General features: G+C 62.0%; 14 protein-coding genes. 2 read left to right on the top strand and 12 right to left on the bottom strand.

Annotation, left to right across the window (positions count from 1 at the left end; all coding sequences use genetic code 11):
* The first annotated feature begins 3 nt into the window (after nt 1-3).
* Entirely contained in the window at nt 4-879 is an 876-nt protein-coding gene (locus LOY26_RS05395; protein ID WP_186654348.1) for a TIGR02285 family protein, read from the top strand.
* Between the two features lie 161 nt (nt 880-1,040).
* On the opposite strand, the gene LOY26_RS05390 is transcribed toward LOY26_RS05395, so the two are convergent.
* From LOY26_RS05390 to xerD, 6 genes are all read right to left on the bottom strand, one after another.
* Complete coding sequence (locus LOY26_RS05390; RefSeq protein WP_033700949.1) at nt 1,041-1,322, bottom strand: DUF3509 domain-containing protein; 282 nt, start codon at nt 1,320-1,322, stop codon at nt 1,041-1,043.
* 79 nt (nt 1,323-1,401) lie between these two features.
* A complete protein-coding gene (locus LOY26_RS05385; RefSeq protein WP_186654347.1) occupies nt 1,402-1,818 on the bottom strand; it encodes a histidine kinase in 417 nt (138 codons plus the stop codon).
* Between the two features lie 157 nt (nt 1,819-1,975).
* Nucleotides 1,976-3,385: a threonine synthase gene (gene thrC, locus LOY26_RS05380; protein WP_033700952.1), complete on the bottom strand. Its 1,410-nt coding sequence runs from the start codon at nt 3,383-3,385 to the stop codon at nt 1,976-1,978.
* A gap of 58 nt (nt 3,386-3,443) precedes the next feature.
* On the bottom strand, nt 3,444-4,748 hold the full coding sequence (locus LOY26_RS05375) for a homoserine dehydrogenase (RefSeq protein WP_033700953.1): 1,305 nt from the start codon (nt 4,746-4,748) through the stop codon (nt 3,444-3,446).
* An 82-nt stretch (nt 4,749-4,830) separates the two neighbouring features.
* Nucleotides 4,831-5,592: a thioredoxin fold domain-containing protein gene (locus LOY26_RS05370; protein ID WP_033700954.1), complete on the bottom strand. Its 762-nt coding sequence runs from the start codon at nt 5,590-5,592 to the stop codon at nt 4,831-4,833.
* A 152-nt stretch (nt 5,593-5,744) separates the two neighbouring features.
* Nucleotides 5,745-6,641 (bottom strand): site-specific tyrosine recombinase XerD, encoded by an 897-nt coding sequence (xerD, locus tag LOY26_RS05365; protein WP_186654342.1) that lies wholly within the window; start codon nt 6,639-6,641, stop codon nt 5,745-5,747.
* 68 nt (nt 6,642-6,709) lie between these two features.
* On the opposite strand from xerD, the gene LOY26_RS05360 reads away from it, so the two are divergent.
* Entirely contained in the window at nt 6,710-8,536 is a 1,827-nt protein-coding gene (locus tag LOY26_RS05360; RefSeq protein WP_047581520.1) for a sodium:proton antiporter, read from the top strand.
* A gap of 3 nt (nt 8,537-8,539) precedes the next feature.
* Here the strand turns inward: LOY26_RS05360 and LOY26_RS05355 are convergent, their stop codons facing one another.
* From LOY26_RS05355 to ffh, 6 genes are all read right to left on the bottom strand, one after another.
* The gene (locus LOY26_RS05355) at nt 8,540-8,947 is read right to left on the bottom strand and encodes an acyl-CoA thioesterase (RefSeq protein WP_009683444.1); all 408 of its coding nucleotides are present in this window, start codon (nt 8,945-8,947) and stop codon (nt 8,540-8,542) included.
* 100 nt (nt 8,948-9,047) lie between these two features.
* Nucleotides 9,048-9,398 carry a 50S ribosomal protein L19 gene (gene rplS, locus LOY26_RS05350; RefSeq protein WP_008094487.1) on the bottom strand — a complete coding sequence of 117 codons (351 nt, stop codon included), beginning with the start codon at nt 9,396-9,398 and terminating at the stop codon, nt 9,048-9,050.
* A 43-nt stretch (nt 9,399-9,441) separates the two neighbouring features.
* The gene (gene trmD / locus LOY26_RS05345; protein ID WP_033700958.1) at nt 9,442-10,194 is read right to left on the bottom strand and encodes a tRNA (guanosine(37)-N1)-methyltransferase TrmD; all 753 of its coding nucleotides are present in this window, start codon (nt 10,192-10,194) and stop codon (nt 9,442-9,444) included.
* Nucleotides 10,195-10,197: 3 nt separating this feature from the next.
* Nucleotides 10,198-10,734 (bottom strand): ribosome maturation factor RimM, encoded by a 537-nt coding sequence (gene rimM, locus LOY26_RS05340; protein ID WP_033700959.1) that lies wholly within the window; start codon nt 10,732-10,734, stop codon nt 10,198-10,200.
* 5 nt (nt 10,735-10,739) lie between these two features.
* Nucleotides 10,740-10,991 carry a 30S ribosomal protein S16 gene (rpsP, locus tag LOY26_RS05335; protein WP_016501232.1) on the bottom strand — a complete coding sequence of 84 codons (252 nt, stop codon included), beginning with the start codon at nt 10,989-10,991 and terminating at the stop codon, nt 10,740-10,742.
* Nucleotides 10,992-11,226: 235 nt separating this feature from the next.
* A complete protein-coding gene (ffh, locus tag LOY26_RS05330; RefSeq protein ID WP_033700960.1) occupies nt 11,227-12,603 on the bottom strand; it encodes a signal recognition particle protein in 1,377 nt (458 codons plus the stop codon).
* Nucleotides 12,604-12,774: the final 171 nt, after the last annotated feature.

The raw sequence follows: 12,774 nt of genomic DNA, 5'->3' as shown, positions 1-12,774 counted from the left end.
CCGATGCGAGTTGCCCGCTGGTTGCGCCCCCTGCTCCTGCTGTGCGGGCTACTGCCCGCACTGGCCATACTGCCCGCCGCGGCCAAGGAGCGTATCTGGTGGCTGGTTCGAGACCTGCCGCCGTTCACCATTTTCGAAGGCCCGGAGAAAGGCCAGGGGGTGGTTGATCGCCTGCTGCCGCAGTTGATCGCGCAGATGCCCGAATACGATCACAGCATCGTCCGGGTCAACCGCGCGCGGGGTATCCAGATGCTTCAGGACGCCAGCAGCTTCACCTGCGACCCGACCCTGCTGTGGACGCAGGAACGTGCCGGATACGTGCATTTTTCCATGCCGTTACTGGGTGTAATGAGCGGCGGGCTGGTGGTCCGCAAGGAAGACGAGGCACTGCTTGCGCCGTTTCTCACAGGCCACGAAGTCGATTTGCAAGGGCTGTTGAACCAGACCTCGTTGAAGCTCGGTATCGTCGCCGAGCGCAGCTATGGCACGCAGATCGATGAGGTTTTGCGTCAGCTGCCAGACGCGTCGCTCAGCCGCCACTATGGCAACGATGCCACCGCCAACCAACTGCAGATGCAGCGACTGGGCCGCCTGCACATGGTGATGGGGTACTGGCCAGAGGTGCGTTACCTGATCCAGCAGCAAGGCGGGTTACTGGCGGATTACCACTTCCACCCTGTGCAAGGCGTGAACCCTTACCAGTTTCTGCATGTGGGTTGCTCGAACTCGCCACTGGGGCGCGAGGCCATTGCGCACATCGACCAACTGCTGCCCACGCTGCGTCGGGACACGTTGCCGGGGCTGTATGCACGGTGGCTGGACCCGCAGTTGCAGGAAGACTACCTGGAGCAGAGCAAGCAGTTTTTCAAAGGCGAATAGGCCTTTGCCCATGCCGGCGTGAATCACGCAAAAAAAAGAAACCCCGGACGCTGGGGAGGACGCCCGGGGCCAATCGAAAGTCCTTGGAGACTTCCCGGAACAGCCTGCCAACACCGGAGCAAAGCGCTGGCTGGCTGCCCTTACTGTGTCTGAAAGCCGGGTCAGGCAAAGGTTCCCTGAGGTTGCTGACGCTGTTGCAACGCAGCAATGACACAAGGCTGCAATCGCCCTTCGGCAATCTGCAGATCACGGTGCAGACCATCCACCACGTCAATCAGCAGGCGCTGCTCCTGCAACTGGCGCAGGCTTACCGTGCGCTGCAGGGTGATGCCTGCAAGGCTGTCAAACACGGTCAATTGACGATTGCCATTGGCATCGGCGATGCCCAGGTGGGTTTGATAAGGGGTCAGGGCTTCGTTGAGCAGTCTGCAGATTCTTTCCATCCGGATCACTCGCTGCGTGGTGGGCTATAGAGAAACTGACCAACAAGCGCAGCCTAAAGTTCGAGACGCCGGCGCTGTTTCAGTGAGCATGCGGTGCAGACGTGACAGTTTGAGTACGCCTGCCCAGACACTGAAGCGCACGCTGCAGGTGCGTCATGGACAGCGGCCAGGGCAGCTCGGCAACCACCCAAAGCCCCCGTCGCTTGGCCTCCAGGGCAAGATTGTGCTGGTCGGGTGCTGCCTGCCCCACGAACATCAAGGCGCGCAACGCAGGCATGCCGGCGAGGCGTTTCAATACGGCATGCCCTGCCTTTGTGGGCATCGCGTGGTCAAGTATCAGCAAGTCAGGGCAGCGGCCAGCGGACAGGCAGGCGCGCAGGTCGCCCGCGTCCTCGATGATGCGCACGTCGAATATGCCTTGGGCGTTGAAGGCCTGATGCAGAAGAATCTGGTGGGAAGGGCGTGCCTGGTGAATCAGCACGTAAGGCCTGGACATGAGCCGCTCCTGAAGGAAGGACCCACAAATCTAGGCAAGACGTCGAGCGGTTTAAATAGGAAAAGTCTGAAACAGCGCAAGGAGACAGCCGCAGAACGATGCTGCTGCGCGACCTATCGCCGGCTTGCCGGCGATAGGTTATGTGGCGGCCCTGGCGTTAAAGCGGCTTGCCGCGGTTACCGTGCTGGCTGACAAAGCCCTGAACGGCCTTCAGGTCATTGGCCAGCACCGTGCAGCGCTCTTCGCGGCTGAACAGGTCGACCAGGTGCGCAGGCAACTCCAGCGCCTTGCCCACACCGGCCTTCTCTACCGCTTCCGGGAACTTGACCGGGTGCGCAGTACCCAGCACCACCATTGGCGTGTCCAGGCTGCGGCGGCACTCACGGGCGGCCTTGACGCCGATCGCGGTATGCGGGTCGAGCACTTCACCGGTGCTGGCGAACACCTCGGCGATGGTCTCGCAGGTTTGCTCGTCACTGACGGCCAGCGAGTCGAACAGCTTGCGCGCCTCGGTCCAGCGGTCTTCGTCGACGCTGAAGCCGCCACCCTGCTTGAAGTTCGCCATCAGCTCGGCAATGGCAGCGCCATTGCGGCCATGCAGGTCGAACAGCAGGCGCTCGAAGTTGGACGACACCATGATGTCCATCGACGGCGACAAGGTCGCGTGCAGGGTTTCCTTGACGTACTGATTGCCGCTCATGAAGCGGTGCAGGATGTCGTTACGGTTGGTGGCCACCACCAGCTGGCTGATCGGCAGGCCCATGTTGCGCGCCAGGTAACCGGCGAAGATGTCGCCGAAGTTACCGGTAGGCACCGAGAACGCCACCGAGCGGGCTGGCCCGCCCAACTGCAGGGCTGCGTGGAAGTAGTAGACGATCTGGGCCATGATCCGCGCCCAGTTGATCGAGTTGACTGCCACCAGGCGGGTGCCCTTGAGGAACGACTGGTCGGCGAAGCTGGCCTTGACCATCTCCTGGCAGTCGTCGAAGTTGCCTTCGATGGCGATGTTGTGGATGTTGTCGCCGAAGATCGTGGTCATCTGCCGACGCTGTACTTCCGACACACGCTGGTGCGGGTGCAGGATGAAGATGTCGACGTTGTCGCAACGGCGGCAACCTTCGATGGCGGCAGAACCGGTATCACCGCTGGTGGCGCCAACGATCACCACACGCTCGCCGCGCTTGACCAGCACGTGGTCGAGCAGGCGGCCGAGCAACTGCAGGGCAAAGTCCTTGAAGGCCAGGGTCGGGCCGTGGAACAGCTCCATGACCCACTCGTTCGAATTCAACTGGCGCAGCGGCGCCACGGCGGCGTGAGCGAACGCGCCGTAGGTTTCTTCGAGGATCTTCTTGAAGTCGGCATCGGCGATGCTGCCGGCAACGAACGGGCGCATCACACGGAAGGCCAGTTCGTGGTAAGGCAGGCCAGCCCAGGAGGCGATCTCTTCCTGGGTGAAGCGTGGCAGGTTTTCAGGGACGTACAGGCCGCCGTCGCTGGCAAGGCCAGCCAGCAGCACATCTTCAAAATTCAGGGCCGGTGCCTGGCCGCGGGTGCTGATATAGCGCATGGTGCAAACCTTCGAGACTGGGGCCGGGGCCGCTGGCGCGGCCCGTCGGCACTCTTCGTTAATTAAGCTGTTCGACGCGGATGCGCACGACCTTGCCAACCACATCCTGCAGGGCTTCCAGAGCGACGATGGCGTCGTTGATGCCTTGCTCGACCACGCGGTGGGTCAGCAGGATCATCGGCACCAGGCCATCCTGTTCTTCGGCTTCCTTCTGCATGATCGATTCGATGTTGATGCCACGCTCCGACAGGATGCTGGCCACCTGGGCCAAAACACCGGGGTGATCCTTGGCCTGGATGCGCAGGTAGTAGGCACTTTCGCAGGCCTCGATCGGCAGGATCGGGTGCGACGACAACGAATCGGGCTGGAAGGCCAGGTGCGGCACGCGGTTTTCCGGGTCGGAGGTCATGGCGCGGACCACGTCGACCAGGTCGGCCACCACCGACGAAGCGGTCGGCTCCATACCGGCACCGGCGCCGTAGTACAGGGTCGAGCCAGCGGCGTCGCCGTTGACCATGACTGCGTTCATGACGCCATTGACGTTGGCGATAAGGCGGTCGCTCGGGATCAGCGTCGGGTGCACGCGCAGCTCGATACCTTCGGCCGTGCGGCGTGCCACACCCAGGTGCTTGATGCGATAGCCCAGGGCCTCGGCGTAGTTCACGTCAGCGGTGGTTAGCTGGGTGATGCCCTCGGTGTAGGCCTTGTCGAACTGCAGCGGGATACCAAAGGCAATGGAGGCCAGGATGGTCAGCTTGTGCGCAGCATCGATGCCTTCGACGTCGAAGGTCGGGTCGGCTTCGGCATAGCCCAGGGCCTGGGCTTCAGCCAGTACGTCCGGGAAGGCACGGCCCTTCTCGCGCATTTCGGTGAGGATGAAGTTGCCAGTGCCGTTGATGATGCCGGCCAGCCAGTTGATATGGTTGGCCGACAAGCCTTCACGGATGGCCTTGATCACCGGGATGCCGCCGGCAACCGCCGCTTCGAAGGCGACGATCACGCCCTTCTCGCGGGCCTTGGCGAAGATTTCGTTGCCGTGCACGGCGATCAGCGCCTTGTTGGCGGTGACCACGTGCTTGCCGTTTTCGATGGCCTTGAGTACCAGGTCACGGGCGATGGTATAGCCACCGATCAGCTCGATGACAATGTCGATCTCCGGGTTGCTCGCAACGTCGAACACATCAGCGGTAATGGGGGTACCGGTAATCTGGCAGTTCGGGTTCGGCGAGCGCATGGCGATCTGGGCCACTTCAATACCGCGCCCGGCACGGCGGGCAATCTCCTCGGCGTTGCGCTGAAGTACATTGAAGGTTCCGCCACCGACGGTCCCCAACCCACAGATGCCTACTTTGACCGGTTTCACTGTGAACTCCCCATTGAACGGCCGGCACCTGCGCCGACCGTGAAACATGCCGTCACCCCATGACGACGGCGTACTGAATTGATTACTTGGCTGCTTGCTGCTGGCCGGCCAGGGCCAACTTGGCCACTTGCGGCGCCGGCTGGTAGCCCGGGATCACCTGGCCGCTTTCAAGGACGATCGCCGGCGTGCCGTTGACGCCGATCGACTGGCCCAGCTGGAACTGTTTGCTGACCGGGTTGGCGCACTTGGCCGCCTTGATTTCCTTGCCATCGACCATCTTGTCCAGCGCCGCGCGGCGGTCGCTGGAACACCAGACTGCCTGCAACTGCTCGTCACCCGGCGAACCGAGGCCCTGACGCGGGAAGGCGACATAGCGCACTTCGATACCGCGACGGTTCAGCTCCGGCACTTCGGCGTGCAGCTTGTGGCAATACGGGCAGGTGGTATCGGTGAACACGGTGATGTGCGACTTGGTCTCGCCTTTGGCAGGATAAACCACCATCTCGGCGGCTGGAATGCCATTGATGAGCTTGGCGACACCTTGACGCTCGGTCTTCTCGGTCAGGTTGACCGGCTTGCCGTCCTGGATCTGGTACAGGTAGCCCTGCATGACGAACTGGCCGTCAGCGCTGGCGTACAGCACACGGCCGCCCTGCAGCTTGACTTCATACAGGCCGTTGAGCGGGCTGCTGGCAACGCTTTCTACGGGCACTTCCAGTTCGAGGTTCTGCAACGACTTGCGGATGGCCTGCTCGGCACCGGCATTGCTGTCGGTTGCCGCGGCAACGGCAAAGGTACTGGCCAGCGCCAACGCGGCGGCGGCGAAAATCTGGGTCAAACGCATGGGAACTCCTGAAGGCGGACAGGGGCCGGAGGGCGTCACCTGCAAAAAAACACGGTGACCGTGCGGCCCTTGGTGCAAACCGCTCAAGCCTACCACATCACACCACCGTTGAAGGGGTCTGCGGATACCGGCCGGCGGAACATGAAAATCATTCATCCACGCGGGTGATGCTGGGCGTGCAGCTGCTGCAAACGGGCCTTGGCCACGTGGGTGTAGATCTGCGTGGTCGACAGGTCGCTGTGGCCCAGCAGCATCTGCACCACGCGCAGGTCGGCACCGTGGTTGAGCAGATGGGTCGCGAAGGCATGGCGCAAGGTGTGGGGTGACAACGCCTTGTCGATACCGGCAACCCGTGCGTGGTGCTTGATTCGGTGCCAGAAGGTCTGGCGGGTCATCTGCTCGCCGCGCAGGCTGGGGAACAGCACATCACTGGGGCGGCCGTTCAACAGCTCGCTGCGGCCATCGCGCAGGTAGCGCTCCAGCCACACCACTGCCTCTTCACCCATCGGTACCAGCCGCTCCTTGCTGCCCTTGCCCATGACCCGCAATACGCCTTGGCGCAGGTTGACCTGGTCGAGGGTCAGGCTGACCAGTTCGGTAACCCGCAGGCCGCAGGCATACAGAACTTCGAGCATGGCGCGGTCGCGCTGGCCGATGGCTTCGCCGAGGTCCGGCGCTTGCAGCAGTGCTTCGACGTCGGCTTCGGACAAGGATTTCGGCAAAGGCCGGCCCAACTGCGGCATCTCCACCTGCAAGGTGGGGTCAATCGCCACCAGCTTTTCGCGCAGCAGGTAGCGAAAGAAGCCACGCAGGCCAGAGAGAAAGCGTGCGGTGGAGCGCGGTTTGTAGCCTTGGTCGAGGCGCCAGGCCAAGTGATCGAGGATCAGCTCGCGACCGGCGTCGGGCAAGGCCACGGTGTGCTCCTGGAGCCAGCCGTTGAACAGCGCCAGGTCGCTGCGATAGGAGACCCGGGTGTTGTCCGACAGGCCTTTTTCCAGCCACAGGGCATCAAGAAACTGGTCAATAAGGGGGTGGTCTAGGGCGGGCATGAAAACTCGGTGGCAAACGACGAAATGACGCTTAGTCTTTCATAACAGCGCCAGCATAGGGAGCCCGCATGAACGAACAGCAGATCCTTCTCAGCATCGGTGGCATCGGCGCCGCCGCCCTGGCCTGCCAGTGGCTCGCCTGGCGCCTGAAACTGCCGGCCATCCTCTTTCTGCTGCTGACCGGCATCACTGTCGGCCCGCTGCTCGGCTGGCTCGACCCGCAGGCGTTGTTCGGCCCGTTGCTGATGCCGCTGGTGTCCCTGGCCGTGGCGCTGATCCTGTTCGAGGGCAGCCTCACCCTGCACGTGTCGCAGTGGCGCGATATCGGCAGCGTGGTGCACCGCCTGGTCACCGTTGGCGCGCTGTCGACCTGGCTGGTGATCGCGCTGGCGACCCACTGGCTGCTGGGGTTCGACTGGCCGCTGGCGATCCTGTTCGGCACCTTGACCCTGGTCACCGGGCCGACAGTGATCGTGCCCATGCTGCGGGTAGTGCGGCCAAAGGCGACAATCGCCAATATCCTGCGCTGGGAAGGCATCGTCATCGACCCGATTGGCGCGCTGCTGGCCGTGGTGGTGTACAGCTTCATCATTGCCAGTGCCGATGGCAATGGCCTGATCCAGAGCCTGGGTACCTTTGCCGGGGTGATCTTCTGCGGCACTGCACTGGGCGCTGCCGGCGGCTGGTTGCTGGGCCAGGTCATGCGCGAACAGTGGCTGCCGGAGTACCTGCACAACCTGGCGTCGCTGGCAGCGGTGCTGGGCATCTTCATCGCCGCCAACCAGATCGTGCACGAATCAGGGCTGCTGGCGGTGACGCTGATGGGCATGTGGCTGGCCAACATGCGCGGGGTGGATGTGCGGCAGATCCTGCACTTCAAGGAGAACCTCAGCGTGCTGCTGATCTCCGGCCTGTTCATCTTGCTGGCCGCGCGCCTCGACCTGCACGCCTTGCTCGGGCTGGGCCCGGCGGTGCTGGCGCTGCTGCTGGTGATCCAGTTGCTGGCACGGCCGCTGAACGTCTTCGTGTCGACGCTGGGCTCCTCGCTGAACTGGCGCGAGCGGGCCTTGCTGGCCTGGATCGCCCCGCGTGGCATCGTCGCCGCCGCGGTATCGGCGATCTTCGCGATCCGCCTGCACGAGGCCGGCCATCAGGATGCGCTGTTGCTGGTGCCCCTGACCTTCGCCGTGATCATCGGCACCGTGGTGCTGCAGAGCGCCACGGCAAGGCCGCTGGCGCGCCTGCTCAAGGTCGCCGAGCCCGCCCCCAGCGGCTTTCTCATCGTCGGCGCCAACGGGCCTGCGCGCACCCTTGGCAAAGCCCTGCAGCAATTGGGTTGCCGTGTACTGCTGACCGATTCGAGCTGGGAAAACATCCGCGCCGCGCGCATGGACGGCTTGCCGACCTACTTTGGCAACCCCGCCTCGCAGCATGCCGATGCACACCTGGACCTGGTCGGCCTCGGCCACCTGTTGGGGCTGTCGCCGGCCGGCGAGATCAACGCCTTGGCCTGCGCCCGCTTTCGCCATGATTTCGGCCACAGCCGCCTGTTCGTACTCGCCAGCGGCCTGGAGAAACAGCGCAGTGACAAGCACCGGGCCAGCGAGGAGCACCGCGGCCACCTGCTCGGTTCAAGCGCGATGACCTACCAGCAACTGGCGAATCACTTGCACCGCGGCGCCGAGCTGTATAGCACCCACCTGACCGAAGGCTTCGACTGGGAAAATTATCAGGCACTGCATGGCGACCGCGCGCACCTGCTGTTCGCCCGTGACGCCAATGGCTGGGTGCATGTAGCGAGCCCGGATAACCCACTCACGCCGCAGTCGGGCTGGACCTTGGTCGCCCTGGTCGAGCCGCTGCCGGTCGCCGACGCTGCAACCACGCCAGGTTGAGCGTCAGGCCTGGGGCAGCACCGGCACCGGCCGCTTGTCTTCGTCGATGGCGACAAAGCTGAACACACCATGGATCGCCCGTTCGCGGCCATCCAGGTACATGTTCTCGACGAACACATCCACTTGCACCTGCAAGCTGGTGTTGCCCACCTTGATCACCGTGCCCACCAGCTCGACGATCGAACCCGCCGGGATCGGGTGCTTGAAGTCGATGCGGTCGGTCGAAACCGTCACCAATGGCAAGCGGCAGAAGCGTGTGGCGGCGATGAACGACACTTCGTCCATCCAGGCCAGCGCGGTGCCGCCAAACAGGGTGTTGTGATGGTTGGTAGTGTTGGGGAATACCGCCTTGGTCACGCGGGTTACCGAAAGCTCGGTGCGGCGCTGGATTTCCTGGTCTCGGGTAGTCATGTCTGGTCACATCGCTTTCTTAAGTTTCAAAACGCAAAAAAGCAGCCCGAAGGCTGCTTTTTTTCTCGCTAGGCGGCCATGGCCACCGGGCAAACTGTACTCAGGACAGTTTTTCCTTGATGCGAGCGGCTTTGCCGGACAGGTCGCGCAGGTAGTACAGCTTGGCTTTACGCACGTCACCACGACGTTTCACGGCCAGGCTGTCGATTTGCGGGCTGTAGGTCTGGAAGGTACGCTCAACACCAACGCCGCTCGAGATCTTGCGCACGGTGAAGGCGCTGTTCAGACCACGGTTACGCTTGGCGATAACAACGCCTTCGAACGCCTGCAGACGGGAACGCTCACCTTCCTTCACTTTAACCTGGACGACAATGGTGTCGCCTGGTGCGAAGGTCGGGATTTCCTTGCTCATCTGCTCTGCTTCGAGCTGCTGGATGATTTTGTTAGTCATGCTGTGCTCCTAAGGTGGACAAACGTGATCCACCATCGATACGTTAACTATCGTTCCGCTCGCGGAGGTATTCCTCGAGCAGCTTTTTCTCTTCTCCAGAAAGTGAGCGACTTTCCAGAAGATCGGCGCGTCGTTCGAAGGTCCTACCAAGGGACTGCTTCATCCGCCATCGCCGGATATGTGCATGGTTGCCACTTAGCAACACGTCGGGTACACGCTGATCCGCATACACCTCAGGTCGGGTGTAGTGCGGGCAATCCAGCAAGCCATCGGTGAAGGAATCTTCCTCCGCCGAGCCTACATGCCCTAAAGCTCCGGGCAGCAGCCGCGTAACCGCATCGATCAGTACCATGGCCGGTAGCTCACCACCGGAAAGCACATAGTCACCAATCGACCACTCTTCATCGACATGAGCATCAATAAAACGCTCGTCAATGCCTTCATAACGGCCGGCGATCAGGATCAGAGATTCCTGTTCGGCCAAGCCTTTGACCGCTTGCTGATCCAGCTTGCGGCCTTGTGGCGAAAGGTAGATCACCTTTGCCGCTGCTCCGGTCGCTTGCCTGGCACTGGCCAGTGCATCTTCCAGAGGCTTGATCTTCATCACCATCCCCGGACCACCGCCAAAAGGCCGATCATCCACCGTGTGGTGGCGATCACTGGTGTAGTCCCGCGGATTCCAGCAAGTGACTTGCAACAAGCCCTGCTTCACCGCGCGGCTGGTAATGCCGTACTCCGTAATGGCCGAGAACATCTCGGGGAACAACGTGATGACTTCTACGCGAAGGTTACCCATCAGTTAGAAATCCGCGTCCCATTCGACCCGCATCACACCGGCTTCAAGGTCGACTGCCAGCACACATTGCGCCGTATAGGGCAACAAGCGCTCACGGTCATCCAGGCTGCCTGCGCAAGGCTTGACCACCACTACATCGTTCGCGCCGGTCTCCAACAGGTGATCAACCGTGCCGAACAGCTGTTCGTCCTGGTTGATGACTTTCAGACCGACCAACTGGTACCAGTAGTACTCGTCGTCCGTCAGGTTGGGCAAAAGGCTGCGCGAGATGCAAATCTCGTAACCGCTCAGAAGACGCGCTTCGTCACGATCGTCGAGCCCTTTGAGCTTGGCGACCAGCTCCTTTTTATTGGAACGGCCACTGACCAGCTCTACCTGCTTGACCGACCCTTCGCGCCGAAGCGTCCAGTTACGGTAATCCAACAGGTTTTCAATCGGATCGGTAAAGGAATACACCTTCACCTCGCCGCGAACGCCGTGAACCGAAAAAATCTTGCCAACGACGATGAGGTCGTCAGCCTTTTCTGGCGTCGCGTTCATACAGTTCAGGCAGCAGCCTTGGCAGCTTCCTTCAGCAGCTGAGCAACACGCTCAGACGGCTGTGCGCCGATGCTCAGCCAGTGAGCAACGCGGTCTTGTTTAACGGACAGACGAACTTCCTGACCACGAGCGATCGGGTTGAAGAAGCCAACCTGTTCGATGTGGGAGCCGTCACGCGGGTTACGCGAGTCGGTTACGGTCAGTTGGTAAAACGGGCGCTTTTTGGAGCCGCCACGGGCAAGACGAATGGTAAGCATTGAACATCGTTCCTGTAGTCGGTGCTGCAAATCATGATGCACAGCGGGCACACGGGTGCCCGAAAGGCCGCACATTCTCAAGGAATATCCGGACATTTGCAAATGCCTTTTTACTTCAAATAAAAAGGCCAGCCTGCTGATCTGCTATTTAGCCGCCTGCTCATGAGGCGACAGTGTTCCCGCCGAAGCGGGTTCCGGCCAGCGGCGGGCTTGCCGCCACTGGCCTGAATCGGTTTTACAGCTTGGGCATGCCGCCGCCAGGCATCATGCCGCCCAAGCCGCGCATCATCTTGGCCATGCCGCCCTTGGCAGAGAATTTCTTCATCATCTTCTGCATCTGCTTGTGCTGCTTGATCAGCCGGCCGACGTCCTGCACCTGGGTGCCGGAGCCGATGGCGATGCGGCGCTTGCGCGAACCGCTGAGCAGTTCAGGGTCACGGCGCTCGGCCGGGGTCATGGAGTTGATGATCGCTTCCATCTGCTTGAACTGCTTCTCGGCCGCGCCCTGGGCGTTGCCCATCTGCGACAGGTTGACCCCGCCAATGCTCGGCAGCTTGTCCATCAGGCCGCCCAGGCCGCCCATGTTCTTCATCTGCTGCAGCTGGTCGCGGAAGTCTTCGAGGTCGAAGCCCTTGCCCTTCTTCAGCTTCTTGGCGAGTTTGTCAGCCTTGGCCTTGTCGATGGTCTGCTCGGCCTGCTCGATCAGGCTGAGCACATCGCCCATGCCGAGGATGCGCGACGCGACGCGGTCGGGGTGGAACGGCTCGAGGGCCTCGGTCTTCTCACCCATACCGATGAACTTGATCGGCTTGCCGGTAATGGCCCGCACCGACAGTGCGGCACCGCCACGGGCATCACCGTCGACCTTGGTCAACACCACGCCGGTCAGCGGCAGGGCTTCACCAAAGGCCTTGGCGGTATTGGCGGCGTCCTGGCCGGTCATGGCGTCGACCACGAACAAGGTCTCGACCGGCTTGACCGCGGCATGCAGCGCCTTGATCTCGTCCATCATGTCGGCGTCGATGTGCAGACGGCCGGCGGTGTCGACGATGACCACGTCGATGAACTTGAGCTTGGCTTCGCGAATCGCCGCTTCAGCGATGGCGACAGGCTTCTGGCTGATGTCGGACGGGAAGAAGGTCACGCCGATGTCGTTGGCCAGGGTTTCCAGCTGCTTGATCGCCGCCGGGCGATAGACGTCGGCCGACACCACCATCACGCTCTTCTTCTTGCGCTCCTTGAGGAAGCGCGCGAGCTTGCCGGCGGTGGTGGTCTTACCCGCACCCTGCAAGCCAGCCATCAGCACTACGGCCGGTGGTGCGGCGTTCAGCGCGAGGTCTTCGTTGGCCGCGCCCATCAGGCTTTCCAGCTCGGCCTGGACAATCTTCACGAAGGCCTGGCCCGGGGTCAGGCTGCGCGACACTTCGGTACCGACCGCACGCTCCTTGACGCTGTTGACGAAATCCTTGACCACCGGCAAGGCAACGTCGGCCTCGAGCAACGCCATGCGTACTTCGCGCAGCGTGTCCTTGATGTTGTCTTCAGTCAGCTTGGCCTTGCCGGTGACATGGCGCAGCGTCTGTGACAGGCGGTCGGTCAGGTTTTCGAACATGGTGATCCTTTCTGGCCCAGTAAAAGCCGAGGTTTGTCAGGCGCCGAGGGGGAAATGCACACCCCCAGGGCACAGCAAGGCGGCGATTATAGCGAAGTGTAACGGCGACGCACACCTTGGCTTCCGAGCGGCAAGCTCAAAGCTGCAAGCCACAAGGAAAAGCGCCCAGCC

Source organism: Pseudomonas sp. B21-047, assembly GCF_024748775.1.
GTDB classification, from domain to species: domain Bacteria; phylum Pseudomonadota; class Gammaproteobacteria; order Pseudomonadales; family Pseudomonadaceae; genus Aquipseudomonas; species Aquipseudomonas capeferrum.
This window is presented reverse-complemented; position numbering and strand designations above follow the sequence as displayed.